24 protein-coding genes are annotated in these 26,271 nt (G+C 57.1%); 14 read left to right on the top strand and 10 right to left on the bottom strand.

Annotated features, from left to right (window positions below):
• Positions 1 to 64 precede the first annotated feature (64 nt).
• From pyrH to rpsB, 3 genes are all read right to left on the bottom strand, one after another.
• The gene (pyrH, locus tag AB5Y83_RS05130) at positions 65 to 799 is read right to left on the bottom strand and encodes a UMP kinase (protein ID WP_005338577.1); all 735 of its coding nucleotides are present in this window, start codon (positions 797 to 799) and stop codon (positions 65 to 67) included.
• 71 nt (positions 800 to 870) lie between these two features.
• On the bottom strand, positions 871 to 1,752 hold the full coding sequence (tsf, locus tag AB5Y83_RS05135; protein WP_005338578.1) for a translation elongation factor Ts: 882 nt from the start codon (positions 1,750 to 1,752) through the stop codon (positions 871 to 873).
• Positions 1,753 to 1,856: 104 nt separating this feature from the next.
• Positions 1,857 to 2,585, bottom strand: coding sequence for a 30S ribosomal protein S2 (gene rpsB, locus AB5Y83_RS05140; RefSeq protein ID WP_005303470.1), 729 nt, complete (start codon positions 2,583 to 2,585; stop codon positions 1,857 to 1,859).
• Positions 2,586 to 2,956: 371 nt separating this feature from the next.
• Between rpsB and map the strand changes: the two genes are divergently transcribed.
• The 4 genes from map (at position 2,957) to AB5Y83_RS05160 (ending at position 7,979) form a co-directional block, all read left to right on the top strand.
• Positions 2,957 to 3,745, top strand: a complete 789-nt coding sequence (map, locus tag AB5Y83_RS05145) for a type I methionyl aminopeptidase (protein ID WP_005338579.1) — start codon at positions 2,957 to 2,959, stop codon at positions 3,743 to 3,745.
• Between the two features lie 85 nt (positions 3,746 to 3,830).
• Positions 3,831 to 6,467 carry a bifunctional uridylyltransferase/uridylyl-removing protein GlnD gene (gene glnD / locus AB5Y83_RS05150; protein WP_368174812.1) on the top strand — a complete coding sequence of 879 codons (2,637 nt, stop codon included), beginning with the start codon at positions 3,831 to 3,833 and terminating at the stop codon, positions 6,465 to 6,467.
• A 174-nt stretch (positions 6,468 to 6,641) separates the two neighbouring features.
• Entirely contained in the window at positions 6,642 to 7,469 is an 828-nt protein-coding gene (gene dapD, locus AB5Y83_RS05155) for a 2,3,4,5-tetrahydropyridine-2,6-dicarboxylate N-succinyltransferase (RefSeq protein WP_005338581.1), read from the top strand.
• 126 nt (positions 7,470 to 7,595) lie between these two features.
• The gene (locus tag AB5Y83_RS05160; protein ID WP_005338583.1) at positions 7,596 to 7,979 is read left to right on the top strand and encodes a DUF3461 family protein; all 384 of its coding nucleotides are present in this window, start codon (positions 7,596 to 7,598) and stop codon (positions 7,977 to 7,979) included.
• Between the two features lie 273 nt (positions 7,980 to 8,252).
• Here the strand turns inward: AB5Y83_RS05160 and ptsG are convergent, their stop codons facing one another.
• The 6 genes from ptsG to AB5Y83_RS05190 all read right to left on the bottom strand — a co-directional run bounded on the left by ptsG (position 8,253) and on the right by AB5Y83_RS05190 (position 14,662).
• Complete coding sequence (gene ptsG, locus AB5Y83_RS05165) at positions 8,253 to 9,683, bottom strand: PTS glucose transporter subunit IIBC (RefSeq protein WP_005338586.1); 1,431 nt, start codon at positions 9,681 to 9,683, stop codon at positions 8,253 to 8,255.
• A gap of 423 nt (positions 9,684 to 10,106) precedes the next feature.
• Complete coding sequence (locus tag AB5Y83_RS05170; protein WP_005358661.1) at positions 10,107 to 11,078, bottom strand: MalM family protein; 972 nt, start codon at positions 11,076 to 11,078, stop codon at positions 10,107 to 10,109.
• Positions 11,079 to 11,169: 91 nt separating this feature from the next.
• Positions 11,170 to 12,483: a maltoporin gene (locus AB5Y83_RS05175; protein WP_005349751.1), complete on the bottom strand. Its 1,314-nt coding sequence runs from the start codon at positions 12,481 to 12,483 to the stop codon at positions 11,170 to 11,172.
• A gap of 542 nt (positions 12,484 to 13,025) precedes the next feature.
• Positions 13,026 to 13,466, bottom strand: a complete 441-nt coding sequence (locus AB5Y83_RS05180) for a flavodoxin (RefSeq protein ID WP_236319387.1) — start codon at positions 13,464 to 13,466, stop codon at positions 13,026 to 13,028.
• Positions 13,467 to 13,556: 90 nt separating this feature from the next.
• Entirely contained in the window at positions 13,557 to 14,330 is a 774-nt protein-coding gene (gene truC, locus AB5Y83_RS05185; RefSeq protein ID WP_041202291.1) for a tRNA pseudouridine(65) synthase TruC, read from the bottom strand.
• The gene (locus tag AB5Y83_RS05190) at positions 14,327 to 14,662 is read right to left on the bottom strand and encodes a YqcC family protein (protein ID WP_005338596.1); all 336 of its coding nucleotides are present in this window, start codon (positions 14,660 to 14,662) and stop codon (positions 14,327 to 14,329) included. The genes truC and AB5Y83_RS05190 overlap by 4 nt, the downstream gene beginning before the upstream one ends.
• A 276-nt stretch (positions 14,663 to 14,938) precedes the next feature.
• Between AB5Y83_RS05190 and AB5Y83_RS05195 the strand changes: the two genes are divergently transcribed.
• The 5 genes from AB5Y83_RS05195 (at position 14,939) to AB5Y83_RS05215 (ending at position 17,871) form a co-directional block, all read left to right on the top strand.
• Positions 14,939 to 15,979: a DUF3549 family protein gene (locus AB5Y83_RS05195; RefSeq protein WP_128836320.1), complete on the top strand. Its 1,041-nt coding sequence runs from the start codon at positions 14,939 to 14,941 to the stop codon at positions 15,977 to 15,979.
• A 111-nt stretch (positions 15,980 to 16,090) separates the two neighbouring features.
• A complete protein-coding gene (locus AB5Y83_RS05200) occupies positions 16,091 to 16,390 on the top strand; it encodes a DUF3301 domain-containing protein (protein WP_005338600.1) in 300 nt (99 codons plus the stop codon).
• 74 nt (positions 16,391 to 16,464) lie between these two features.
• Positions 16,465 to 16,701, top strand: coding sequence for a DUF2789 family protein (locus AB5Y83_RS05205; protein ID WP_005338602.1), 237 nt, complete (start codon positions 16,465 to 16,467; stop codon positions 16,699 to 16,701).
• Between the two features lie 84 nt (positions 16,702 to 16,785).
• Positions 16,786 to 17,082: a DNA-binding protein gene (locus AB5Y83_RS05210; RefSeq protein WP_069554282.1), complete on the top strand. Its 297-nt coding sequence runs from the start codon at positions 16,786 to 16,788 to the stop codon at positions 17,080 to 17,082.
• Between the two features lie 3 nt (positions 17,083 to 17,085).
• Positions 17,086 to 17,871: a Zn-ribbon-containing protein gene (locus tag AB5Y83_RS05215; RefSeq protein ID WP_368174813.1), complete on the top strand. Its 786-nt coding sequence runs from the start codon at positions 17,086 to 17,088 to the stop codon at positions 17,869 to 17,871.
• A 92-nt stretch (positions 17,872 to 17,963) separates the two neighbouring features.
• On the opposite strand, the gene syd is transcribed toward AB5Y83_RS05215, so the two are convergent.
• Positions 17,964 to 18,512 (bottom strand): SecY-interacting protein, encoded by a 549-nt coding sequence (gene syd / locus AB5Y83_RS05220; protein WP_368174814.1) that lies wholly within the window; start codon positions 18,510 to 18,512, stop codon positions 17,964 to 17,966.
• Positions 18,513 to 18,716: 204 nt separating this feature from the next.
• On the opposite strand from syd, the gene queF reads away from it, so the two are divergent.
• The 5 genes from queF to xni all read left to right on the top strand — a co-directional run bounded on the left by queF (position 18,717) and on the right by xni (position 26,198).
• Entirely contained in the window at positions 18,717 to 19,565 is an 849-nt protein-coding gene (queF, locus tag AB5Y83_RS05225; RefSeq protein ID WP_204420413.1) for an NADPH-dependent 7-cyano-7-deazaguanine reductase QueF, read from the top strand.
• A 210-nt stretch (positions 19,566 to 19,775) separates the two neighbouring features.
• The gene (locus AB5Y83_RS05230) at positions 19,776 to 22,058 is read left to right on the top strand and encodes a hypothetical protein (protein ID WP_005338609.1); all 2,283 of its coding nucleotides are present in this window, start codon (positions 19,776 to 19,778) and stop codon (positions 22,056 to 22,058) included.
• An 83-nt stretch (positions 22,059 to 22,141) separates the two neighbouring features.
• Positions 22,142 to 23,758, top strand: coding sequence for a diguanylate cyclase (locus AB5Y83_RS05235; RefSeq protein ID WP_368174815.1), 1,617 nt, complete (start codon positions 22,142 to 22,144; stop codon positions 23,756 to 23,758).
• A gap of 148 nt (positions 23,759 to 23,906) precedes the next feature.
• Positions 23,907 to 25,262, top strand: coding sequence for a nucleotide 5'-monophosphate nucleosidase PpnN (ppnN, locus tag AB5Y83_RS05240; RefSeq protein ID WP_005338611.1), 1,356 nt, complete (start codon positions 23,907 to 23,909; stop codon positions 25,260 to 25,262).
• Positions 25,263 to 25,397: 135 nt separating this feature from the next.
• Positions 25,398 to 26,198, top strand: coding sequence for a flap endonuclease Xni (gene xni / locus AB5Y83_RS05245; protein WP_021229229.1), 801 nt, complete (start codon positions 25,398 to 25,400; stop codon positions 26,196 to 26,198).
• Positions 26,199 to 26,271: the final 73 nt, after the last annotated feature.

Below are 26,271 nucleotides of genomic sequence, written 5' to 3' on the forward strand. Positions count from 1 at the left end.
CCGTGTCTATCTTATTTACTGACGTGATGGATAGGATAAGAGCGCCAGGTGGCTCACTTTTATCTTATTTACCAACGTGGTGGATCAGAGTGCCTTCCGGTTCACCCATGACAACCCGGCGCAGGGCACCCGGTTTGTTCATGTTGAACACGCGGATCGGCAGATCATGGTCACGTGCCAGGGTAAAGGCAGCAAGATCCATCACCTTGAGCTCTTTTTCAAGAACTTCATCATAACTCAGTTCATGATACAGCACGGCATCCGGATTCTTGACCGGATCTTCGTTGTATACACCATCAACCTTGGTGGCTTTGAGCACCACGTCAGCTTCGATCTCGATCCCGCGCAGACAAGCCGCAGAATCGGTAGTGAAGAAGGGGTTGCCGGTACCGGCAGAGAAGATAACGACTTTGCCAGCACGCAGCTGGCTGATTGCCTCGGCCCAGCTGTAGGAGTCGCAGACGCCTTGCAGGGAGATGGCAGACATCAGACGGGCATTCACATAAGCACGATGCAAGGCATCACGCATGGCCAGACCGTTCATCACGGTTGCCAGCATACCCATGTGGTCGCCCACCACGCGGTTCATGCCCGCTTTGGCAAGACCGGCACCACGGAACAGGTTGCCGCCACCGATGACCAGACCGACCTGAACACCCAACTCAACCAGTTCTTTGATCTCTTGGGCCATCCGCTCCAGCACCGCCGGATCAATGCCGAAACCCTCGGATCCTTGCAGGGCTTCACCACTCAACTTCAGAAGAACACGTCTGTATGCAGGTTTGGGATTGGTACTCATGTCACTGATTCCTGGTCATATAAAGACCGCGACATAAGTCGCGGTCTGGGGAAACGGAAAAACCGGTTCGATTAGGCCTTTTGAGCGGCCGCGATTTGGGCTGCAACTTCAGCAGCGAAATCGGTCTCTTGCTTCTCGATGCCTTCGCCCACTTCGAAACGGGTGAAGGAGACAACGTCAGCGCCTTCTTTCTTCAGCAGTTCGGCAACGGTCATGGAAGGATCTTTCACGAACGGTTGACCAGTCAGGGAAACCTCACCGGTGAACTTCTTCATGCGGCCTTCAACCATCTTCTCGGCGATCTCTTTCGGCTTGCCGGAGTTGATGGCGATGTCGATCTGGATTTCGCGCTCTTTGGCAACGACTTCAGCAGACACGTCTTCAGGCTTGACGAATTGCGGGCTGTTGGCAGCAACGTGCATGGCCAGATCTTTGGCCAGCTCGGCAGAACCACCGGTCAGCTTGGTGATAACACCAATGCGGGAACCGTGAACGTAGGTACCCAGGTTGTCACCTTCAACCAGCATCACGCGACGCAGGTTCATGTTCTCACCGATCTTGGCGATCAGGTTGGTGATGGTCAGCTCGACGGATTCGCCGTTACCGAAGTCAGCGGCTTTCAGCGCGTCAACGTCAGCAATTTTCTGGGTCGCAGCGATGTCAGCGATCTTCTGGCCCATTGCCATGAAGCTGGCATCTTTGGCGACGAAGTCGGTTTCGCTGTTCAGCTCGATCATGACGGCAACGTTGCCTTCGGTGCGAGCAAAGATAACGCCTTCAGCGGCGATACGGCCAGCTTTCTTGGCGGCTTTGGCCTGACCGGATTTGCGCATGTTCTCAATTGCCAGCTCGATATCACCAGCAGCTTCTTCCAGTGCTTTTTTGCAATCCATCATGCCAGCGGCAGTGCGCTCGCGCAGTTCTTTTACCAGGGCGGCAGTAACGTTAGCCATGTCCAGTATCCTCGGTCTTGAATTGACAAGAAACAGGGGCCACAAGGGCCCCTGCTAACCAATTACATCAGCTTGGTTAATAAGGGCTTTACAGTCCTTATCAATTACTCAGCTTCAACGAAGCCATCTTGTTCGGCTTGAACAACGATGTCCTGAGCGCGAGCTTCCAGTACGGTGTCAGCAGCAGCATTCAGGTACAGCTGTACGGCACGGATAGCGTCGTCGTTACCCGGGATGACATAGTCAACGCCGTCCGGGTTGGAGTTGGTATCAACGATGGAAACTACCGGGATACCCAGGTTATTGGCTTCTTTGATAGCGATATGCTCGTGGTCGGCATCGACAACGAACAGAACGTCAGGCAGGCCGCCCATGTTCTTGATACCACCCAGGCTCTTCTCCAGCTTTTCCATTTCGCGAGTACGCATCAGCGCCTCTTTCTTGGTCAGCTTGTCGAAGGTACCGTCTTGGCTCTGGGTTTCCAGATCTTTCAGGCGCTTGATAGACTGACGAACGGTTTTCCAGTTGGTCAGCATACCGCCCAGCCAGCGGTGGTTTACATAGAACTGGTCGCAACGCTCAGCGGCTTCTTTTACGGCTTCAGACGCGGCACGCTTGGTACCAACGAACAGTACCTTGCCTTTCTTGGCAGCTACGGAGCTGATGAAGTTCATGGCATCGTCAAACATCGGAACGGTTTTTTCCAGGTTGATGATGTGAACTTTGCTGCGGGCACCGAAGATGTAGGATTTCATTTTCGGGTTCCAGTAACGAGTCTGGTGACCGAAGTGAACGCCGGCTTGCAGCATGTCGCGCATAGAAACTTTAGCCATTTTATACCTCTGTATTGGGGTTAGGCCTCCACACATCCCATATAACCGACCCGTTAAGGCACCCCGGCATATGTGTCGATGTGTGTGTGTTGTTTAAGTAAGGGTGATGAAATCGGGACGCAAGTTCCCCATTCCGGCGCGCTTTATACCATAACTTTGTTCAGGACACCACCGGCCGACACCCTAAACAGGTGTAAATATGGATCCCGCCAGAGGATGCTGCGACGCTGATTTGACGTTGTGATGACAATCACACTGGAAGTACGAGGGGGTTGCGGATAAAATTTTGCCCTGATTGCAAACGCATCTATTTTTCATTACCTGTCCTGTCTGCCCTCGCAGGCCCAGCGGCAGGCCGCAAGAGAGATCCCATGTCCATTAAAATCAAGACACCGGAAGAGATTGAAAAGATGCGCGTTGCCGGCCAATTGGCCGCCGATGTGCTGGTCATGATTGCGCCCCATGTCAAAGCTGGCGTCACCACTGACGAACTGAACACCCTCTGCCACGACTATATTGTCGACGTACAACAGGCGGTTCCAGCTCCGCTCAACTACCACGGCTTCCCCAAATCCATCTGCACCTCGGTGAACGATGTGATCTGCCACGGTATCCCGAATCACAAGAAGCTGCGCGATGGCGACATCATCAACCTGGATATCACCGTTATCAAGGATGGTTACCACGGCGATACCTCGGCCATGTTCATCGTGGGTGAAACTACCCCGCTGCGCCGCCAGCTCTGCAAAGTTGCGCAAGAGAGCCTCTACGCCGCCATCAAGAAGGTGCGTCCGGGTGCCTGCATCACCGAGATTGGCGCAGTGATCCAGCCCATCGTCGAGAAGGCCGGTTTCTCCGTGGTGCGTGACTACTGCGGTCACGGTATCGGTGCCGAGTTCCACGAAGAGCCGCAGATCCTCCACTACCGCAACAGCGGCAAGCTGGAGCTGAAAGCGGGCATGTGCTTCACCATCGAGCCGATGGTCAACAGCAAGAAGTATCACTGCAAGGTCAATCCGAAGGATGGCTGGACCGTGACCACCAAGGATGGCGGCGACTCCGCCCAGTGGGAGCACACCCTGCTGGTGACCGAGGATGGCTGCGAGGTGCTCACCCTGCGCCCCGATGACACTATCGACCGCTTCATCAAACACAGCTAACATCGAACCCCGGCCCTGAACTTCCAAAGCGCCGGGGTTTTTACTTCTGTTTCAGCTATTTGCCTGCCACTGTGTGTGAGATGCCATGGACGCCAGCCTGCTTTCCCCCCATTTGTTACCCGATGACCAGCTCACTCGCGACAACTGCAAAGAGTACCTGAGCCGCTTTCTCGGCTGGCTGCACGCCCGTTTTGATGCCGGCGACAACATCATCGAGCTGGTCGCCACCCGCTCCGAGTACATGGATCAGTTGCTCTGCCGGTTGTGGCAGAAGTTCGGCTTTGACAAGAGCGATCTGACCCTGATCGCGGTGGGGGGCTATGGCCGCGGCGAGCTGCACCCACACTCCGATATCGACCTGCTGATCCTCTATGACGGCGACGAGCTGGACGAGGTGTTGGGACTGCGCATCGGCGAGTTCATCACCTTGCTGTGGGATCTCAAGCTGGAGGTGGGTCAGGCGGTGCGCAACGTGGCGGAGTGCCTCGAGCAGGGGCGCGCCGATATTACGGTCGCAACCAACCTCATTGAGGCCCGCTACATCACAGGTCGCCAGGAAGGCTTCCGGCAACTCAAAGAGGCCACCGGCCCCCAGCACTTCTGGCCGAGCGAAGCCTTCTTTCGCGCCAAGCGCCAGGAGCAGGCGGAGCGTCATCAGCAGTTTCTCGGCACCGCCTACAAGCTGGAGCCCGATCTCAAGAGCAATCCAGGCGGCCTGCGGGATATTCAAACCCTCGCCTGGGTCGCCCGCCGCCACTTTGGCGCCACCACCTTGTTCGAGATGACCAGCCACGGCTTTCTCAATCGCGCCGAGTATCGCGAACTGCTCGACTGCCAGAATTTTCTCTGGAAGGTGCGCTTTGCCCTGCACATGGCCATCAACAAGGGGGACAACCGCCTGCTGTTCGATCGCCAGCGCACCGTGGCCCAGATGCTGGGGTTCGAAGGGGAAGGCAACACTCCGGTCGAGCAGATGATGAAGCGCTTCTACCAGACGGTGCGGCGGGTCTCCGAGCTCAACGAGATGCTGCTGCAGCTGTTTGACGAGGCGATCCTCGGCAACACCGCCATGGATGTGCGCCGCCTCTCCGACGAGTTCCAGCTCCGTGGCCGCCTCATCGATGCGGTGGATGCGGAGCTGTTTAGCCGTGAACCGGCCGCTATCCTGCGCCTCTTCTATCAGATGGCCCAGCATCCCGAGATTGCGGGTATCCACTCGGCCACCCTGCGCCAGCTGCGCGAGGCGCGGCGCAAACTCAACTGCTGGTTGCAGGACTTGCCTGACTGCCGTCGCCTGTTTATGGCGCTGCTGCGCCACCCCAACGGCATCGGCCTGCCGCTCACCCTGATGCACAAATACGGCATCCTCGCCGCATATCTGCCGCAATGGAACCTCATCGTCGGCCAGATGCAGTTCGACATGTTCCACGCCTACACGGTGGATGAGCACACCCACCGGCTGCTCAAGAACATTCACCAGTTCCCCAATCCGGCCAGTCGCCAGAGCCACCCGCTCTGCCACGAGGTCTTCACCCGGCTGCGCAAACCGGAGCTGCTCAGCATCGCCGCCCTGTTTCACGATATCGCCAAGGGACGGCGCGGCGATCACTCGGAACTCGGCGCCGTCGATGCGCTGGAGTTCTGCCAGCTGCACGGTCTGGATCGCTACGAGAGCCGACTGGTCGCCTGGCTGGTACGCCACCATCTGCTGATGTCGGTTACCGCCCAGCGCCGCGATATCTACGATCCCGACGTGGTCACCGACTTTGCCCAGAAGGTGCGCGACGAGCAGCATCTCGACCTGCTCTACTGTCTCACAGTGGCCGATATCTGCGCCACCAACGATACCCTGTGGAACGACTGGAAGGGCACCCTGCTGCGCGAGCTCTACTTCGCGACCCAGAAGGCGCTGCGCCAGGGGCTGGAGAACCCGCCAGACATGCGGCTGCGCATTCGCGAAAACCAGCGTCAGGCCAAGCAACTGCTTGCGCAACGGGATGTATCGGAAGAGGCGATCAATCAGCTCTGGGCCGATTTCAAGGCCGACTACTTCCTGCGCCACTGCCCGGAGCAGATCGCCTGGCACTGCCGCCACATCATCGAGCATGGCGACAATCCGGCACCACTGGTGATCATCGGCAAACACCCGACCCGCGGCGGCAGCGAGGTATTTATCTACTGCCGCGATACCCCGAATCTGTTTGCCACCGTGGCCTCGGCGCTGGATCAGAAGAACCTCAACATCCACGACGCCCAGATCATGAACTCGCGCAGCAACTATGTACTCGATACCTTCGTGGTGCTGGAGCCGAGCGGCGAACCCATCAGCCCCAACCGCACCGCCACCATCAAGAAGGCGTTGGAGAAGGCGCTGCAGGAGCCGGGCAAGCTGGTGCTGCGCAACAAGCCGCTGTCGCGGCGCCACCGCCAGTTCAGCGTACCGACCCGGGTAGTCTTTCTGCCCCACAAAGGGGAAAGCCGTCACACCCTGATGGAGCTGACTGCCCTCGATACCCCCGGTCTGCTGGCGCGGATCGGTGCCGTTTTCCAGCAGTGCGGACTGTCGCTGCACGCCGCCAAAATTGCCACTTTCGGTGAGAGGGTCGAGGACTTTTTCAGCCTGACCAGCCTCGATGGCGAGCCACTGACGGCGGAGCAGCAAAAACAGCTGGAAGAGCGACTGGTACACCAACTCAACCCCCAGCAGTCGGTGCTGGATTAAGCGAAGAGTGATTCGAAAGAGGCTGGTTGCCGGGCGTTTTTTGCCATGCCAAACAACTGGTTGGCACACACCGGATGAAGAAATGGCCGCTGGCCGGAAGAATTCCGGTCAACCCCTTAAAAACAGTCGGAAAAGTGTGATACAACAAACAGAATTTTTTAAAGGAAACCTGTCATGACCGAGTTGCAACAGATCATTGAAGCGGCCTTCGAGCGCCGCGACACCATTACTCCGGGCTCCGTGGATAGCGCCACCAAGTCCGCCATCCTGCAAGCCATCGACCTGCTGGACTCTGGCAAGGCACGGGTTGCCGAGAAGATCGCCGGTGAGTGGGTTGTCCATCAGTGGTTGAAGAAAGCGGTACTGCTCTACTTCCGCATCAACGACAACGGCATCATCAAGGGCGACGATGCCCAGTACTACGACAAGGTTCCCCTCAAGTTCTCCAACTACACAGCCGAGCAGTTCAAGGAAGCGGGTGTGCGCGTGGTGCCGCCGGCAACGGCCCGCAAAGGCTCTTTTATCGCCCCCAATACAGTGCTGATGCCCTCCTATGTCAACATCGGCGCCTTTGTTGACGAAGGTACCATGGTCGATACCTGGGCTACTGTCGGCTCTTGCGCCCAGATCGGTAAGAACGTCCACCTCTCCGGCGGCGTCGGCATCGGCGGCGTACTGGAACCGCTGCAGGCCAACCCGACCATCATCGAAGACAACTGCTTTATCGGTGCCCGCTCCGAAGTGGTTGAAGGGGTCATCGTCGAGGAAGGTTCCGTCATCTCCATGGGCGTCTTTATCGGCCAGTCCACCCGCATCTATGACCGTGAAACCGGCGAAATCCACTACGGCCGCGTACCGGCTGGCTCCGTGGTCGTCTCCGGCTCCCTGCCCTCCAAATGCGGCAAGTACAGCCTCTACGCGGCGGTGATCGTCAAGAAGGTCGATGCCAAAACCCGCGCCAAGGTCGGCATCAACGCCCTGCTGCGCTCCATCGACGAGTAATCAGCATTGCTGTGATGAAAGGGCGCCTGATGGCGCCCTTTTGATTTTGGCGCCCCTGTCACAGGCAAGCCATGAGGCATCGGTTAAGATGGATGGGACAGGATCGTTTCAAACCGAGGAAGCCTGATGTACGAGAATCTGAAGAGCCTGGGGATCCAGGATCCCGCCTCCGTCGACAGCTACACCCTGCGCCAGGAGGCCAACCACGACATCCTCAAGATCTACTTCAAGAAGCAGAAGGGCGAGTTCTTCGCCAAGAGTGTCAAATTCAAGTACCCCCGCCAGCGCAAAACCATGTTGGTCGACTCCGGTACCCATGAGTACAAGGATGTCACCGAGATCAACGCCAACCTCAAGTATGTGGTGGACGAGCTGGACAACCTGACCCAGGGCGTCCATCAACAGGCCGACCCGGACATCAAGCAGAAGATCCTGCGCGACCTGCGCCATCTGGAAAAAGTGGTACAAAACAAGATCAGCGAAATCGAACGGGATCTGGAGAAACTCTAATCCCCTCGACTCGACAAAAGAGCGCCCAGGTGGCGCTCTTTTTATTGGCTGATTACTGGATGACTTTATCTGGCGATAGGTTGATCTGGTGATGGTGCGATAAGGCGAGCGAGACACAACGCCAACATAGGGCATCCCGTTACATATCGCCCCTTGGGCAACGAGACTCCTGCCGAGATCGATCTACAGCGACTCGCACGCTCCATAACCACAAATAGCAAGAGGGAGGCTTTCGCCTCCCTCTTCAAGAACTCTGGTATTCAGGCAACAGAATTAGTTGCTCTTCATCCAGATGTCCATGTCGGTTTTCAGGTTGTCGGACTTGGTACCGAAGATGGCTTGAACGCCGGAACCAGCCACTACCACACCGGCAGCACCCAGTTTCTTCAGACCAGCCTGGTCAACCTTGGCAACATCTTTCACACCAACACGCAGACGGGTGATGCAGGCATCCAGAGAAGCGATGTTCTCTTTACCACCGAAGGCGGCAACCAGAGCAGCAGACATCTCGTCTTTGCCTTGGCCAACGGCCTCTTCAGCAGTCTCGTCTTCACGACCCGGGGTTTTCAGGTTCATGGCACGGATAACGAAGCTGAATACGACGTAGTAGATGGCCGCGTAAACCAGACCCAGACCTACCAGCAGCAGCATGTTGTCGGCACGCGGTGATTGCACCACGAAGTCGATGAAGCCGTTGGAGAAGGTGTGGCCGTGTACGATACCCAGAGAGTTGGTCAGCACATAAGCCAGGCCAGCCAGTACAGCGTGAATTGCGTACAGAACCGGAGCGATGAACAGGAAGGAGAATTCAATCGGCTCGGTGATACCGGTCAGGAAAGAGGTCAGGGCTGCAGAGGCCATGATACCAACGATCTTGGCGCGGTTTTCCGGCTTGGCAGCGTGAGCGATGGCGAACGCAGCAGCAGGCAGACCGAACATTTTGAACAGGTAGCCACCAGCCAGCTGACCGAAGCCGTTACCGGCAGCGCGGGACGCGTCATCAGCAGTCAGGAAGCAGGTCATGATACCGTGAACAGTTTCACCGGCACCGTTGACGCAGGTACCAGCCTGATAGAAGAACGGTACGTTCCAGATGTGGTGCAGACCGAACGGGATCAGGGAGCGCTCAACCACGCCGTAGATACCGAAGGCCAGTACCGGGTTCTGGTTGGCAGCCCAGTCAGAGAAGGCACCGATGGCGCCACCCACTGGCGGCCAAATCACGGACAGGATGACACCCAGACCGATGGAGAGGAAACCGGTGATGATGGGTACGGCACGTTTGCCCGCGAAGAAGCCCAAGTACTCTGGCAGCTGGATCTTGTAGAAACGGTTGAACGCCCAGGCAGCAATACCACCGGCCAGGATACCACCCAGCACGCCGGTTTCGATGGTTTCAACACCCATCACAGGTGCCATGACCTTCAGGGTTGCGACCATGATGCCGTAGCCAACGATGGCTGACAGACCAGATACACCGTCGTTATTGGTAAAGCCTAGAGCAACACCCACTGCAAACAGCAGGGCCATCTGGCCAAATACGGAACCACCGGCTTGCTCCATCAATTGGGAGACAATTTCCGGCATCCAGCTGAAGTGGGCAGCACCCACCCCCAGCAGAATACCTGCGACTGGCAAGACTGATACTGGCAGCATCAGCGCCTTACCAACCTTTTGCAGATTAGAGAAAGCATTTTTGAACATTGTGTGCGCTCCTGAATGGATTGTCGTCCCTGAACGATCTATCTGGATGAAATAAGCACTGATTCATTCAGATATCTTCGAGTCGGGCTTGTTTATTTTGACCATCAGAATATAACCCAGCGGGTCATAAATTGCTGCTTTCGAAGGCGGGGGAATATTGAATTTGGAGGGAAGATCACAACTTGTTTAGCGGCTAAAAAGCGCATCTGATATAAGTTAATAATCTGCATTATCACTCTATTACAAAGGCATATAAATAACAGTTTCACTTTGTATTTTAATAATGCCATTTATATCAAATGGAAACTCATTGTAACTCAATGTAACGGCGTGATTTTTATTTATTACAGTCTACCGATTAAAAAGGCCTCCAACAAGGGAGGCCTCAATAAATATATCTGACCAGCAAACGGTCGTATTACTCTATTTTTGCGAGCGCTTGACCGCATCAATAAACACGCTTTTTGCTTTGGTTGAACCAGCCCGCTCGGCCTCGTTCACCAGCTTCATCGCCTTGTCGATATCCCCCGCCTTGACTGCTTTTTCGATCTGGCTCTGATAGAAGGCTTCAGTTTCACTCAACATGGCAGGAGCAGGTTTGGCTGCGACCGCAGCTGTTGCAGTTGTGGTAACGGCTGCGGTAGTCGCTATCGCTGCAACCTGCTGACCCTGGCTCATAGCCACCTTGTCGGCATATTCGGGTTTGAATACCGCTTCAAGACCACTTCCACGGGCCATATCTTTGACTTTGATCTGCACCAAGCCCCACGGGGAGTGCGGGATCACCGGATCCTTGATATCAGGCTCAACGGTACCATTAGCGCGAGCAAATGCTTTTGATGGATGCAGGATCGTTGTGCTGCCTGAGAGCTTATCCGCGGGCGCATAAACGATCATGTATGTTTCGCTGGCCGGGTTGCCAGGCATGCTGCGGTCAACAAAAACACGTCCTTCGATACGGTCGTTATCGAGCAAGTGAGCAGGCTGATAGCTGAATACTGACTCACCCAGGACCCGAGTCACCTTGAACTCGGCATCCAGCATAATGACCTTGGGCACCATCACGGTTTTACTCACCTGTGATGCCAGGCTGATCGCCAGATTGCCGGTGTTGGTCGGCAGGCGATAAGCAGCAAAGTAACTCATCCCCTCATCAAACTGAAAAGTGGGTTGCTTGCCATCAATGGCCAGCAAGGTCTCACCTTCAGGCAAGGGGGCATAACTGAAATCTTTAAACGCCACACAGCAGCTTGAGGCTTTGGCCAACGCTTGCTTGGCTTGATCTGCATCGCTCAAGATCGAGCCATGTTCTTGCAGAGGAACAACCATGTTTCCGGCACAACCAGTTAATAGCGCAGTGATTACGGCTGCAATAGACATCTTTACCCGTTTCATTTTTCTTATCTCCATAATCCGGTGGCCGTGATCCGGCGAAACAAAACTGCCCCCATAAGGGGGCAGTCACTAACTTAACTTAAACTTTTGCTTACCACCAAGCTTCTGCTTGAACACCAAATTGGTAGGTGTCTTTGGAGGTATTGCCTTCGAAGACTTTCTTGTCTTCGTCGTTAGCCAGATAGGAGGCGAACACACGAATTTCCGGACGGGCCCAGAAGCTGGAACCGGCAGACCAGGCTTGTGCCAGGGTCAGCTTGTAGCCAGCATCTTTGTCTTCGCTACCATTGGTAGACTTGTTGTTGTCCTTGAAGTAGCCGCCTTCAAAGATGGTCTTGTTGAAGTCATCCCACTTGTACATCGGGCGGATAACAGCGGACATGGTTTCGTACTTGTCGTTGCCATCCCACATTTCGTTGCCTACACCGTAGACCAACTGATGACCCATCTCCCAAGAGTTGCCCATCGGAACAACGCCCCAGTTGATGATACGGAAACCATCGGCACCGTCTTTGGCTTCAGCACCGTACCAGGAACCATCGCCATAGAAAGCCATAGTCTTGGAGTAACCTTCGGTACCGTATTGCAGCACGGTTTTGTTGAAACCACCGAGGATGCCTGCGGTCAGTTCAGCAGTCAGCATGACGCCATCTTGCGGATCTTTCTTCAGTGCTTTCTGATCATTGGTTTCATTTACCAGAGCGTAATCCACACCCAGTTCCAGAGAGGCATCGGTCCACAGCGGGATGCCTGCATAACGCAGATCCAGAGTATTGACGTTCAGATCTTCGTTCTTCACGTAGTTTGGAGCTGCACTGGTACCGGTATTGGTGTACTCGCCGAACACGTCTTTTGCGCTACGGTCGTTACGTACCCATGCGAAAGAGACTTTACCCGGACCAGCCTGGATGCCTTCGATACCAGCACCAGCACCGGAGATGTTCCAGTAGTAGAAGTCGGAGATGTGGATGTCATGGCGTTGATAGTAACGCTTACCAGCCCACAGGGTTGCTTCAGGAGCAAAGTTCAGCAAGCCTTTGGCTTGTACGTTGAACTGACGCAGAGCGAAGTCAGAATCACCATTGCACTGCTTGGCATCGAAGTTACAAACCGTACCGGTACCTTCCCAGTCGTTTGAACCGTTGGAAGCCATGGCAAACATGGAATCAACATAGAAAGTCTTGCCATCTTTGTTGAATACTTCCTGACCCAGTTGCACTTCACCGTAGGTATCATTTTCGTTACCCAGACGGCCAACTTTATTGACGTTGTATTTAACCATGTCGCCGTCGCCGGAAACACCGACACCGGAACGGAAGTAACCGTGGAAATCTACGGCAAAGGCGGCTTGGGAAGCCAGGGCGGCAGTAACAGCTGCTGCAATCGGGAGCCACTTCATTTTCATTGTCATATTCCTTATTTCCCGCAGTGAGGAGTGTGATCCTGAATATTCAACTTCTTATCACCATGTAATCCTGTTGGTGATAACCGAGGTTGATTATAGGGAGCGTGTTTCACGACAAATATGAAGCGACTCACAAAATGGCGACAAATCGCTCGGCAAACGATCGCCACAACACAATCAGGTAAAAAACAGACAAATAAGGCAATACATGACTAACAAAGCAACAAAATCAGCAATTAAAGCAAACCTGAAAGCGTTACCAGTAATTAATTCGCGACTGAACCAAAGTCATTATTTTACGTTCGAATGACAAAAACATGACTGAGATCGCTTTCAAGATTGAACTTTTATTTGAAGGACGGGTCTGCGGTGCGCTTGAAACCATTCCGCCGATGGAATGCCAAAAGGGGAAAATATCCCTCCGCCACTATCGACAATAAGAGTGGGAAATAAGCTTGCTGAGTGAGATGACATTTGTGCAAATAACAATCCCCTGCCGGTTAAGGATCAGGGGATTGATATGGCTCTATTTCAGAGAATATTCAGGGCTGAATATCCCACTTTTTCAGCCAGCTGAGTGCCACCTGTTCGGGTTCATCGTGCACGGTGGCATCCAGCTCCAGCGGGGGAATCACTCGCGTGGCGCCCAGCTCTTGCAGCAACCCGTCCAGCCGATGGCCCGCGCCACAAAAATGGTCATAGCTGCTGTCGCCCATGGCAATCAGGGCATACCGCAGCCCCTTGAGCCAGGGCGCCTTGTCAGCCAGCTCGCTGGCAAAGGGCTGCAGATTGGGAGGAATGTCCCCCTGCCCGGTGGTGGCACTGACCAGCAATAAAAAACGGCCGGGGTCTATGTCCGCCAGCCGTGCTTCTTCGTGCAGAGAACAGTGATGCCCCTTGCGCTCCAGCTCATCTGCCAAGGTCTCGGCCACCAGCATGGCTGCGCCGTAGACAGTTCCTACCACGATATCGATCTGCGCCATTCTCCTCTCCCTGCTTGAGTCACTCTTTTGAGCAACTCTATCAGCAAGCTGGCGTCAGATGCCACCGGTTCAAGGCTGAGGATCAGGCGCTTAGTAGTCGCTCTCGCTGGCGGGCCAGCCCAGCTCGGCAAACAGGCGCAGCACATCCTGACCGAGCGGCGCCTGGATCCGCATCGGCACCTTGAGCACCGGATGGGTAAAACTCAGGGTGCGGGCCACCAGCAGCAGCCGTTCGCAGCCAAAGTGCTCGCGAAAGAAACGGTTGTGGCGCCCATCCCCGTGGGTGGTATCCCCGACGATGGGGTGGAACAGGTGATCCATATGACGACGAAGCTGATGCTTGCGGCCGGTCTTCGGGAACAATCTGACCAGACTGTAACGACTGGTGGGGTGCTTCTTGGAGACTGCATGGGGCAGCTCGACCTGATGCAGGCGCCGGAAGGTGGTGACGGCATCCTGTGCCGGACGATCCGGGTTGCTCATGGCATCGGCAATCTTGTCCAGCTGCTCCTTGAGGGGATAGTCGATCACCCCCTGCTCGGGCGCCCAGCCACGCACCAATGCCAGATACTCCTTGTGCACCTGACGTTGGGTAAAGGCTTCGGTCAGTGCGCGGGCAATCACCGGATCGAGCGCAAACAGCAGCACACCGGAGGTGGGCCGATCGAGGCGATGCACCGGATAGACATGGCGACCACCGATGAGATCCCGGGTCATCTGCATGGCAAAACGGGTCTCGCCCTTGTCGAGCCAACTGCGGTGCACCAGTAGACCGGACGGCTTGTTGACCGCCACCAGCCACTCATCCTGATAGAGCAGGGTCAGCTTCAAGTCACTCTCTTCTCGGGTTTGATCTGGCATCATTGTTCGATCACTTTGCCGGAAAGCAGCAGGTCGAAGCGGGCGATCAGGCGCAGCAGCGCTTCTGCTTCGGCCAGATCTTCTTTGTAGACTTCGCTGGCCATGGGATAAAGGGAGACGCTGGTGGGCAGTGGCGCCTGCAACATCACCAGCTGCTCCATGCGCGGGATCAGCACGAACTGCAGCCACTGATCAAAGCTCAGGGTATCGACACAAAAAGGCAGGGTGCTTGCCAGGGCTTCGTCACCGGGATGGTCAGCTTGCCAGCGCTCAAGGCGCTGCAACTCGGCGGTGAGTTCCCCCAACAGGCCAGCTACCAGCAAATATTGATTCATCTCGCTCTCTTCCTCATAACCACAAATTGATCCGCCGACCCGACAGGGTCAGCCAGGATGCCGATACATTCAGTCGCACAGCACCGGCGGTTCAGCCGGGTCAACGACACACACGGCAACCAGCGCGGCCTGCCGCCTTTAAAAAAGGGCGATACTATACACCTCCCCCCGCATGGCTGCCATGTTGATATCTGCCGCAGCGCACGTCTGCTGCCACTGGCTATCCTCGGCAAGGGCCTTATAATCGGCCCGCATCACCATTAGCCGGATCTCACCATGTCTGCGACGCCTACTGCCATCAATACCTTGACCGAATTTCTGACTCAGGCTGGCACCCAGTTCCAGCTGTTTGACATGGGCCGCCAGGTGCGGTCACTGGCAAGCGATACCTTTGTCCGCATCGAACAGCAGCAGGAGCCCTATCCCTGGCCGCTGCAACAGCACGCCTGGCTCGGTGTGCACTTCTTCCAGCCGAGCGAGTCTCGCCACTACCTCTGGTTCCTCAAATTCGCCCTCGATGAGCGCGGCCTGCTGATGTCAAATGGTCCCAAGCTGTTCATGGATCAGGTGGTGGAGACTCTGGGCTACAAGCTCACCGGCGATCTGGACGAGGAAAAAGCCCAGCGCTTGGCCGACAATCCCTACACCTTCCGCCCGGCGGAGGCAAAAATGGCCAGTCTGCACGCCAAACTAGCGCGCCAGCTGGAGCAGGCCCCTTCCGCCTATTACGATGCCCTCTGCCACTATCTGGCCGCCCCCAACGATACCGGTTGGCAGACTCTGGGGCTGCAGGGCTTTGCCGACCTGGCCGAGCGACTGCATGATGAGCGCAATCTGGCGCTGATCTGCAAGGCGCTGCCCAAACTGCCGCAAGAGCCGCTCTATGCCCTCTGCCAGAGCCTTGAAAACGCCCCGCTGCCGCCGGCAGTACAAGGCGCCCTGCTCGAGCGGATCGGCAAAGAGCAGGAGTGCGCCGCCCCCAACCCGGAGACCCTGGCCTATCTCTGCCGCGCGATGGCCTCCTGCCCCGGCAGCACTTTGCGCACCAACAAGCTGCTGACCCTGCTGCAAACCCAGCCGAGCCCTGCGCTACTGCTCGCCATTGCGGGCCGGCTTTGGCCCGATCTGAAAGATGCCAATCTGCTCAGCCACTATCTGGAACAACTGGCACTGCAACCGACCCAGTTCTTCAATCAGGTTTTTGCCGAGTTGGTCACTTTACCGGCCCTGCGCAATGATATGCTAGCCAGACTGCGTGACCCCGAGCGCAGCGATGCGCTGGGCAAGGCCATCGGCCGTCTGTTTGCCTCGGCCTGATCCCTCGCCTCCCCCTCACGCCACGAGGCAACACGGCGGGAAATAGAAAAGGAGATCGGGAGTGCCGAACAGGACTCCCGGTTATCGACATCACGATAAGGAAGCCCGCCTATGGGAGAGATGCTCGGAATTTTGTTGCTGATTGCCGTAGCCGGCCTGTTCTGGCTGCAACGCCAACAGGCAGAAGTGGCCTGGCAATACATGCGCCGCTACTGCCAACACCATGATCTGCAACTGCTGTCGCTGGCTCGCCATCGGCGGGAGCTGGCGCATAATCCCCTGCGGCTACTGACCCACTATCAGTTTGAATTCTCCAGCGATGGCGAGAGCCACTATCAGGGCACCCTCAAGATGCAGGGGCTGCACGTCGTGGGCGTTGATCTGCCACCCCATCGCATACCCTCTGCCTGATCCCCAATCTCGTCTCTGCGCCCGATGGCTGTGCCTGTCTATAATCTCAGGGATTAAACAAAGGGAGAGACGAGATGGAACCCCTTGTCCACGATCTGCCAGCCCTGTTTGCCCAGCTAGGGATGGCAAACGACGAGCTGAGCCTGCACCGTTTTGTGCACGACCATCACCTCGACAATGAAACCCTGTTGCCGGAGGCCGGTTTCTGGAACGCCGCCCAGGCCAGCTTTCTACGCGACGCCCTGTGGAACGACTCCGACTGGTGCGAGGCGATCGACCAGCTCGATGTGATGTTGCGCCAGCCCCGCTAAGCCGCCCGCCCCTTTCCTCCCCTGCTGGCTTTGGTTAAGATCCCGCCCCGATATCGATCCCTCCTTCTCACCCAGAGCATGCTTATGTCCGCCCACGAGATCATCCGAATTGCCAACGAGCTGGCCGCCAAGGGCCTGACACCCACCACCGCCATGATCAAGGCCCGCCTTACCCAGCCCGTGCCGATGGCCGAGCTGCTGAAAGTGCTGAGCCAGTGGAAGCAGCAGCCCATCGCGACCGCCGAGAGCGAGCTCCTGCCAGAGGCCGTGCCCCAGCCAGCGCCGGAGCTCACCCTGCAGCAACTCGCCGAACAGCTCGCACGCATCGAACAGAAGGTGGATCGCCTGACCGACCTGCTCCTCCAGCAGGGGCAAGGCTGAACCATGTATATCGTCGAACTCTGCTTTGAGTGTTACCGCGATACCTCCCTTGGCGAAGCCGAGCGGGCCATCGTCAACTACCTCGACATGCTGCGTTATCAGGGTCAGATCCTCGGGCGGGAGTTTCCCACCAGCATGCACGACGGCTATTTCGTCAGTCGGGTGGTCTGTCCGGAGCAGGATAGCCTGCACCCTGACAACCAGAGCGAGCAGGTCAAACTGGCTGAGCAGCAGCTCAATCAAGCCGGGCTGCTGGCGCCCAAACTCCATTTGCAAGGGGCGGATCTGCTCTCCGACAGCACAGATCCTTGCGGCCAGCAGGGCGAGCGGCCGAGCTGGATGATGCTCTACACCAGCTTCCTGCACACCTGCTCGCCGCTGCGCTGTGGCGACCACTTCGCCCCCATTCCGCTCTACCAACTGCCCGCGGTCGCCAACGGCGATCAGAAACAGATCATCAAGTGGCAAGAGGATTGGGAGGCGTGCGATCAGTTGCAGATGAACGGCTCCATCGCCGAACATGCGGCGCTGCATGAAATCGGCGAAGTGGGCAGCCGCCTCTACCGGCGCGGCAGCGATCTGGCCAAACGGTTGGAAGTGCTGAGCGGCATCCCCACCTACTACTACCTCTACCGGGTGGGCGGGCTGAGCGCGGCCGAGGAGAAGGCGCGCCCCTGCCCCAGCTGTGGCGGTGAGTGGGCGCTGGCAGCGCCACTGCACGAGATCTTCGACTTCAAGTGCGACAGCTGCCGCCTGGTCTCCAACCTCTCCTGGGATTTCAAGGATTAAGCGCGTTCCCTGTACGCAACCCCATAAAAAAGAGCCTTGCCGCATGGCAAGGCTCTTTTCGTTCCGATGAGTAACCTTGGCTCGAACAGGTGCTATTGCGGCAACGTCTCAAGCCGTTCCAGAAACGTTGGCAAAGAGGGCGCCAGCGGCAGACGGCGGCCGGAGTCGAGCCACTCCAGCCACACCTGACCACTCTCGTTATCCAGCGAGATGAGCGTCATCTCGTTGCGGGTGGTGGCAATAAAGATGGAGGGGGGGCGTTTTAGCTTGCGCAGCATCAGCAGGTGGCCGATGAGGTTCTCCCTGAGCAGGTCGAGATCCGCGTCGTTCCACGGCAGGATCAATTCAAGGCGCAGCCCCTTGAAAAGGCAGGGGATGGGGCGGCTGAACCAGTGCCCGAACAGGGCGATGGCGCTGGGATGAATCGTCAGCTCAAGAGCATCGGCCATAGCCGTAAAATCGGCGGGTTCGGAGCGATGGTGAGGACGCCAAGCAACCAGACCATCGGCAGGCTCACCAAGTTGGCAGGGGGAACGCCAGTCCGCCTCCCACTCGCACAGGGGCAGGCCTCGTCTGGCCTCGCCATCCCGTTGCCAGCGGGCAAAAAAGTGCTCCAGGGCAGACAAAACTTGATCCGACATCGAAAATCCCCACAATTGCTGGCAAAGTCCGCTATTGCACCACCAAACTCGGTAACAGACAAGGTTGCCAGCCGACCTTGCGACCCGAGAAACAGAACCTGGGATACAGAGAGGCCGACGCCCAAGCCAAACGGCTGCAACCATCCGGCCCAGCAATGGCCTGTTTCATTCCACTCATCATGAGCACATTACGTGAGCAACCCTGTGAGCAAACAAGATAGATACGCCGGGGCCAGCGCCCTGACCGGCCTGAGCCTGGGCCAGCAATCCGATTACATCAGCCAGTACACCCCCTCCCTGCTGCAGCCGGTTCCCCGCAGCCTGAACCGGGATGATCTCCAGCTGGGCGATGATCTGCCCTTTAGCGGTTGCGATGTCTGGACCCTCTATGAGCTCTCCTGGCTCAACGCCAAGGGCAAGCCGATGGTAGCGGTGGGGGAAGTGACCATTCCTGCCACCAGTGCGAACCTGATCGAATCCAAATCCTTCAAGCTCTACCTCAACTCCTTCAACCAGACCCGTTGCGACTCTATCGAGGCAGTCGCCGCCATGCTGACCAAGGATCTGAGTGCCTGTGCGGGCGAGACCGTCAAGGTGACCCTGTTCCCCCTCGACAAGGCGCCGCACCAGATTGCCCAGCTGCCTGGCGAGTGCATCGATGAGCAGGATATCGAGGTAGACAATTACGAGTTTGATGCGTCCCTGCTGCAAGGGGCAGCCGGTAGCAAGCTGGTCGAGGAGACCCTGCACAGCCACCTGCTCAAATCCAACTGTCTGGTCACCAGCCAACCGGACTGGGGCTCTGTGGTGATCCGCTACAAGGGGCCGAAACTCGATCGGGAGAAGCTGCTGCGCTATCTCATCTCGTTTCGCCAGCACAACGAGTTCCACGAGCAGTGCATCGAGCGGATCTTTATCGACCTCAAGCACTATTGCCAGCCTGAACAGTTGACCGTCTATGCCCGCTATACCCGCCGCGGCGGCCTCGACATCAACCCGTTCCGCTCCGATTTCGAAGCCGTGCCCGCCAACCTGCGTCTGATCCGCCAATAAAGTCGAGCTGCGACAGAGAGGGCAGTCGCACTGCCCTCCATGACTGGTAAAAAGGTTTCAATCGATGCTTTACGCAGCTGGGATAAGGGGGCTGGATAATAAAATCCAGACGAAACCCACTTGCCGGCCACCAGCAAACCACAGTAAACGCTGGACTCGCAGGGGGGGGCTTGGATAACATGCCAACACCTCTGCGCCGTCCTTAATCCAATGAATCAACTGTTTTTTCTGGCCATGATGATGTCCTCCCTGTCAGCTCCGAATCTGGATCTGGACAAGGAGCAACTCTCTATCGATCTGCAACAAGCGCAATCGATGGTACTGACCGATCCTGCCAGATGCGTCCAGATCACCACCGCCTTCCTGACGCGCGCAGCCAATAATCCCCAGCAAATCATCAGCAATCGCCAGGAGTTCGGTTATCGCGAGCCCATCCTGAGCTACAGCACGGCGGCCCAGACCATAGGCGCCCACCTGCTCAAAGGAGAGTGCCTGCTGCAACTGGGCCAATATCAGGCCACCCAGCAAGCGCTCGACAAGGCGATGGCGCTGGCAGACAAAGAGCGGCAACCGGAACTCAAGGCCCACGGCCTCTATCTCAAGATCCGCAGTCAGGCCCTCAAACCGGATAACCAGAGCACCAGCCGCGCCCTGATGGATCAACTGGACGAGCAGCTGGCCGTCCCCACGCTCAAGCAGAGCCAGTTGCAGATCTATGGCCGCCTGCAACGCACCAGCTACGACATCGAGAACCAGCACTTCGATGATGCCAAGGCCCACTTGGCAGATGCGCGGATCTGGGCCGCCAAGACCCCCAATCCCCTCGCCAGTGCCTGGGTCAGCGCCATCAGCGGCGACCTCTATCGCGCGCTGCAGCAGCCACAGCTGGCGCTGGGGGAATATATCGATGCCCAGCAACAGGCCAAAAGCCTCAACGACCCGCTCTTTCTCGGCCTGCTGTCGAACCAGATAGTCAAACTCTATCAGCAGGAGCAGGAGCCCCAGAAAGCGCTGCAGTATGCCAATGAGGCGGCCAACTACTTCCACTCCATCGGCAACCCTTCCCTGCTGTGCGACTCCCTGATGGTGCTGGCGCGACTCAACCGCGAGCAGGGCGACCTCAATATGGCGCTGGTCTACTTCTTCAATGCGCTGGATCTGCTCGATGAAGGGAGCAACCGACCACAAGCCTCCCTGCTCAAATACGAAATCGGCAAAACCTACCTGCAAAGCGGCAACCTCTCGCTGGCCAGCAACTACCTCAATGCGGCCCGTCAGTCCCATGAGCTGAGCGATGCCAAAGAGCCGCTGATCGATACCCTGTTGCTGCTCGGCGAGCTCTATCTGAAGAAGCAGGAGGCCGCCATCGCCATTCTGCAGTTGGAGAACGCCCGCGCGCTGGCCAATCAGCTCGGCGATACTCGCCGTCAGTACGAGGTATTCCGCCTGTTGTCGCTTGCCTATGAGCAGAAGGGGTATCTGCGTCAGGCACTCGACAGCTACAAGCGCTTCCACCGTCTTGGCGAGGAGGTGCGCCAGCAGGAGCAGGCTATGGAGCAGGCGGCGATCCGCGACAACTATGTCCAGGTCGAGCGGGTGCAACATATCAAGGAGCTGGAGCAGCGACTTAACAACAGCCAGCATCAGCAGGAGCGCTATCTCTGGTCGAGTATCACCACCAGCCTGCTGCTGGCGCTTTTTATCTACCTCTTCTTCACCCTCTGGCTCAAGCTGCGTACTGCCCGCCTGCAACTGAAACGGACCAATGAAGCCCTGCTGATCGAGCCACGCTCGGGGCTGGCCAACTGGCAGCGGCTGATGAACCGCTGGCCGCGGGAGATGGCAAAGCGCCAGCTGAAATCGGATCGCTGGTACCTCAGTGAACAGCCCTCCAGCGAGTTCGATGACAAGCTGCACTATCTGCTGTTCCGGGTGCCTTTCCTGGTCAACACGCTGGAGCGCCACGGCTATCAGGCCAGCAGAGAAATCGAGCAGGCCTTCGGTGCCTATATGGACACCCTGACCCCGCAAGATGGCCGTATCTATGACTTGCGTGAAGGACACATGCTCTATGTGGTGCCACAGCGCCACGTCACCAACCTGCATCAACTGGCGGGAGACCTGCTGACCGCCATCGCCGCCTTCCCTTGCAACTATCCGCTGGATCGCCAGATCAGCCTCGGGATTGTCAGTCACCCCTTCCTGCCGAAAGCGGCGACCGCGCTCGATCACAATGGCCTGTTTGACCTCTGCTATCTCGCCCTGTCGGGAGCCATTCAGCTCAGTGAAAAATGCCAGCAAAACGCCTGGTTGGAGCTCGCGGCGATCGATTGCCAACAAGCGGCATTTTTTAATGGAGATGTGTGGCAATGCGGCCTGATGGCAATTGACAAGGGACTGGTAAAAGTCAATTCTTCTCATGAAAAGCAATGGGTTAATTGGCCCAGCCTTGCAAGGAAGCCGGCAGCCGATAACCACCAGGAAATAATGTAGATAACAGGCGAGGATCGAAACCAAGTTCGACCACTGTTGCTATCCAACACCAAAAACAATAATGACAACAGGGCGACCTGATAATGAATGACATCGCTGCCGTAGCAGGACAATTGGCAAGACTCAGGGAATCCCTTCAGCAGAAACAGCTGGAACTCGACGGCGTACTGTCGTTTTCCGATGCAGAGCGTGCTCGCGGTATTCAGTTTATCAACAAGTTGATGCTCTCCTGCCGTGGCTTCGACCGCGAGCTGGACAATCGCTTCGCCAAGCTCAAGCAGAAACTGGATAACAATCCCGCATTTACCGCGCTAGACGAGGATCTGCTGGCCATTGAAAAACTGCTGCAGCAGCACAGCAATGCGCTGGAAGAGTCGATCACCCTGACCCAAACTGCCATCGATCTTGGTTCCAAACAGCTGAAAACCATCAAGGGCTTCCCGGAAGAGACCCGCAAGTCCCTCAAGGAATTTCTGGCAAGTCCTGCCGGTTACGGCATTGCCGATCACCAGAAGAAGGTGATCAAGCTGCTGGAGTTCTACCAGCAGGCGATCAAGATCCAGCTGCTGCCAAGCCAACCCCTGTTGGCACCTTCAGGTGCAACTCAACAAGCAAGCGATACTGCCAGCAACGATGGCCAGCCCGATGTAGACCCGTTTGATCTAAAAGATCACGCTCGCATCGCCGATGAGTTGCAGCGGCTTATCACCGAACTCGACTTTGCCGGCGCCATCGGCGAGAGCCTGAGCGACATTCGCCGCCAACTGCTGATCGGGATCAACCCTGCCCTGCTGGCGGAAACCTGCCTGCAGGTGATCGAGCTCATCATCGAAGGCACCCGTGAGGAGCGCAAAGCCTCCCGCGCCTTCCTCAGCTCCCTCAACGAGAGTCTGTCCGCAGTACATGTCGGCTTTACCGAATCCCTCGATGAAGGGCGTGCACTGCAAAACGAAACCCGAGAGACCCGCGAAGCACTGGTCAACGAGTTGCAGGCGATCGATCACTCTCTGGCCAGCCATAACTCCATCGATGCGCTCAAGCGCGCCATCTCCGGCCATATGGGCGCCATCAACCTGCTGCTGCAAGAACGGGAAAGTACCGCAGCACGGGAACGTCACCTGCTCACCCGCCTCTCCACCATGGAGTCCAAGCTGCGCTTGATGAAGGAGGAGACCGCCGAGTACAAGAAGCGGCTGACCATTCAAAAACACAAGCTGTTCCTCGACAGCCTGACCCAGGTGCACAACCGGGCCGCCCTCGATGAACGGCTGGAGCAGGAGTACAAACGTTGGCTTCGTTACCGCACTCCGCTCTGCATGGCGATCATCGACATCGATCACTTCAAGAACATCAATGACAACTACGGCCATATGGCGGGTGACAAGGCGTTGAAAGTAGTAGCCAAAGCGCTGCAGAGTGCACTGCGTGATACCGACTTCATCGCCCGTTTTGGTGGAGAAGAGTTCGTGGTGTTGCTGCCCAACATCAACCCGGACAAGTTCCAGAAGCCGCTGGAGACCCTGCGCCAGACCATCAAGAGCATCCCGTTCCGTTTTCGCGATGCCAAGGTGGAGATCACCATCTCCATCGGCGCAACCCTGTTCAAGGATGGGGATAACCCGTCAGATGTGTTCGAGCGGGCGGACAAGGCGCTCTACCACTCCAAGCACACCGGTCGGGATCAAGTGACTCTGGCCTGACAAGCGGCTAAAAAAACAGCGAACAGTCGTCGCCCTATTTCCCTCCCCCCTCTATTACCACTACTATCGATCTCAGGGGATGCAACATAGCGTCCCCTTTTCTCCCCAGGGAAAAGCACAACGATAACAAGTGAGTAAAGGGGAACCTATGATTACGCACATCAATCCCGTTGGCAGCATGGATTTGCTGTCACAGCTTGAGGTGGATCGCCTCAAGCAGACTGCCTCCAGCGATATCTATCAACTGTTTCGCAACTGCTCGCTGGCAGTGCTCAATTCAGGTAGCCATACCGACAGCTCCAAGGAGATCCTGGAGCGTTTCAAATCGTTCGATATTCATGTGATCCGGCGCGAGCGCGGGGTCAAGCTGGAACTGTTCAATGCCCCCGAACACGCCTTTGTCGATGGCGAGATCATTCGCGGCATTCAGGAGCACCTCTTCTCGGTGCTGCGCGACATTCTCTATGTCTCCAATCAGCTCGAGTCCAACCGCCAGGTCAATCTGACCAACTCCACTCATATCTCCAATGTGGTGTTCGCCATCCTGCGCAACGCCAAGGTGATCCTGCCCGGCGCCGATCCCAACCTGATCGTCTGCTGGGGTGGCCACTCCATCAACGAGATCGAGTACCAGTACACCCGTGCCGTGGGCAGCGAGCTGGGCTTGCGTGAGCTGAATATCTGTACCGGCTGTGGCCCTGGCGCCATGGAGGGCCCAATGAAGGGGGCCGCCGTCGGTCATGCCAAACAGCGGGTGCGCAACGGGCGCTACATCGGCCTCACGGAGCCTTCCATCATTGCGGCAGAACCGCCCAACCCCATCGTCAACGAACTGGTGATCCTGCCGGATATCGAGAAGCGACTTGAAGCCTTCGTGCGTCTGGGCCACGGCATCATCATCTTCCCGGGCGGGGTGGGCACCGCCGAAGAGCTGCTCTATCTGCTCGGCATCATGATGCATCCGGCCAACGAGCGGCAGCCGATGCCCATCATCCTGACCGGCCCGAAAGAGAGTGCCGACTACTTCCGTGCCATCGACGACTTCATCAAGGCAACCCTCGGTGAACCTGCGACCAAGCTCTACCGGATCATTGTCGGCGATGCGCCGGAAGTGGCCCGGGTGATGAAAGAGGCGATGCCGAAAATCCGCGAATACCGCAAATCGGTCGGCGATGCCTACTCCTTCAACTGGTCCCTCAAGATTGAGCCGGAGTTCCAGCTCCCCTTCGAACCGGATCACGCCAGCATGGCCAGTCTGGATCTTCACCGCAACCAGCCGCCCCAGTTGCTGGCCGCCAACCTGCGTCGAGCCTTCTCCGGCATCGTCGCTGGCAACGTCAAGGAAGGGGGCATTCGCGCCATCGAGAAGAAAGGCCCCTTCAAGCTGCACGGCGACAAGGAGCTGATGCACCTGATGGACAAGCTGCTGGAGAGCTTCGTCAAGCAGCAGCGGATGAAGCTGCCGGGCAGCCAATATGTGCCCTGCTACGAAATAGTCCGCTAGGGTACAGATACATCATCGACAGAGGGGCGCATCGGCGCCCCTCTTTATTGGCGCTATGCCTTCCCGACCGCCATCAATCCCCCATAAGGCGAGTGGTTTGTTACAATAGGGCGTCCCGACCGCCAAGAGTGCCCCATGTCAACTATCCGGCCACACCTGCTCATCATCGATGCCCTCAACCTCATTCGCCGTCTGCACGCGGTACAGGCCCAGCAGGCACTGACCCCTGCCCAGGCGCTGGTTGCAACCCGCGCCAACCTTATCAATACCTGCCGCAAGCTGCTGGCCAATAGCGAGCCGACCCATGTCATTGCCGTGTTTGATGGCGAGGTGCATAGCTGGCGCAAGGAGGTCTATCCGGCCTACAAGGAGGGGCGAACTCCCATGCCCCCCGGACTGCGTGAAGGGCTGGCGACCCTGCAGGATGCCTTTTGGGAGTGCGGGGTCGATGCCCTGCTCTCCGAGACCGATGAAGCGGATGACCTGATCGCCACCCTCGCCAGCGGCATCGCCAGCCATGGCCATCAGGCGACCATCATCTCCACCGACAAGGGCTTCTGCCAACTGATCTGCTCGCAGATCCGGGTGCGCGACTACTTCAACAAGCGCTGGCTGGATTCCGCCTTCGTCCAGCAGCAATATGGGGTAGCCCCTGCTCAGCTGGTCGATTTCTGGGCGCTTACCGGTATCGGGGGCTCCAATATCAAGGGGGTTCCGGGGATCGGCCCCAAGACCGCCACCCAGCTGTTGCAGCAATATGGCAATCTGGCAGCCATGCTCGAAGCCTGCCAGCAAGAGGACGCCGCCAAGCCCCTGATCAAGCTGCGCCAACATCAGGATGAGGCCCTGCTGGCCCAGCGGCTGGTGCGCTTGCAGCGGGATATTCCGCTGGGATTCAACCTGCGGGACATCCGCTACCCGCCCCAGCCAGACTAAAGTGCCGAACAAAAATGCAGGCAAGGGCGTGAACCATGACGAGACTCACCCTCGCTGTTGATAAAAGTGAGTA

Source organism: Aeromonas sp. R5-4, from assembly GCF_040908215.1.
Classification (GTDB): Bacteria; Pseudomonadota; Gammaproteobacteria; order Enterobacterales; family Aeromonadaceae; genus Aeromonas; species Aeromonas veronii.

Excerpts from the sequence above, each read along its gene's own strand:
- AB5Y83_RS05190 (WP_005338596.1), bottom strand. The coding sequence starts at position 14,662 with ATGAATCAATATTTGCTGGTAGCTGGCCTGTTGGGGGAACTCACCGCC.
- dapD (WP_005338581.1), top strand. The coding sequence starts at position 6,642 with ATGACCGAGTTGCAACAGATCATTGAAGCGGCCTTCGAGCGCCGCGAC.
- glnD (WP_368174812.1), top strand. The coding sequence starts at position 3,831 with ATGGACGCCAGCCTGCTTTCCCCCCATTTGTTACCCGATGACCAGCTC.
- AB5Y83_RS05195 (WP_128836320.1), top strand. The coding sequence starts at position 14,939 with ATGTCTGCGACGCCTACTGCCATCAATACCTTGACCGAATTTCTGACT.
- AB5Y83_RS05170 (WP_005358661.1), bottom strand. The coding sequence starts at position 11,078 with ATGAAACGGGTAAAGATGTCTATTGCAGCCGTAATCACTGCGCTATTA.
- ppnN (WP_005338611.1), top strand. The coding sequence starts at position 23,907 with ATGATTACGCACATCAATCCCGTTGGCAGCATGGATTTGCTGTCACAG.
- pyrH (WP_005338577.1), bottom strand. The coding sequence starts at position 799 with ATGAGTACCAATCCCAAACCTGCATACAGACGTGTTCTTCTGAAGTTG.
- xni (WP_021229229.1), top strand. The coding sequence starts at position 25,398 with ATGTCAACTATCCGGCCACACCTGCTCATCATCGATGCCCTCAACCTC.
- AB5Y83_RS05205 (WP_005338602.1), top strand. The coding sequence starts at position 16,465 with ATGGAACCCCTTGTCCACGATCTGCCAGCCCTGTTTGCCCAGCTAGGG.
- map (WP_005338579.1), top strand. The coding sequence starts at position 2,957 with ATGTCCATTAAAATCAAGACACCGGAAGAGATTGAAAAGATGCGCGTT.
- AB5Y83_RS05235 (WP_368174815.1), top strand. The coding sequence starts at position 22,142 with ATGAATGACATCGCTGCCGTAGCAGGACAATTGGCAAGACTCAGGGAA.
- syd (WP_368174814.1), bottom strand. The coding sequence starts at position 18,512 with ATGTCGGATCAAGTTTTGTCTGCCCTGGAGCACTTTTTTGCCCGCTGG.
- tsf (WP_005338578.1), bottom strand. The coding sequence starts at position 1,752 with ATGGCTAACGTTACTGCCGCCCTGGTAAAAGAACTGCGCGAGCGCACT.
- AB5Y83_RS05210 (WP_069554282.1), top strand. The coding sequence starts at position 16,786 with ATGTCCGCCCACGAGATCATCCGAATTGCCAACGAGCTGGCCGCCAAG.
- AB5Y83_RS05200 (WP_005338600.1), top strand. The coding sequence starts at position 16,091 with ATGGGAGAGATGCTCGGAATTTTGTTGCTGATTGCCGTAGCCGGCCTG.
- AB5Y83_RS05230 (WP_005338609.1), top strand. The coding sequence starts at position 19,776 with ATGAATCAACTGTTTTTTCTGGCCATGATGATGTCCTCCCTGTCAGCT.
- truC (WP_041202291.1), bottom strand. The coding sequence starts at position 14,330 with ATGATGCCAGATCAAACCCGAGAAGAGAGTGACTTGAAGCTGACCCTG.
- AB5Y83_RS05160 (WP_005338583.1), top strand. The coding sequence starts at position 7,596 with ATGTACGAGAATCTGAAGAGCCTGGGGATCCAGGATCCCGCCTCCGTC.
- AB5Y83_RS05215 (WP_368174813.1), top strand. The coding sequence starts at position 17,086 with ATGTATATCGTCGAACTCTGCTTTGAGTGTTACCGCGATACCTCCCTT.
- AB5Y83_RS05180 (WP_236319387.1), bottom strand. The coding sequence starts at position 13,466 with ATGGCGCAGATCGATATCGTGGTAGGAACTGTCTACGGCGCAGCCATG.
- rpsB (WP_005303470.1), bottom strand. The coding sequence starts at position 2,585 with ATGGCTAAAGTTTCTATGCGCGACATGCTGCAAGCCGGCGTTCACTTC.
- ptsG (WP_005338586.1), bottom strand. The coding sequence starts at position 9,683 with ATGTTCAAAAATGCTTTCTCTAATCTGCAAAAGGTTGGTAAGGCGCTG.
- AB5Y83_RS05175 (WP_005349751.1), bottom strand. The coding sequence starts at position 12,483 with ATGAAAATGAAGTGGCTCCCGATTGCAGCAGCTGTTACTGCCGCCCTG.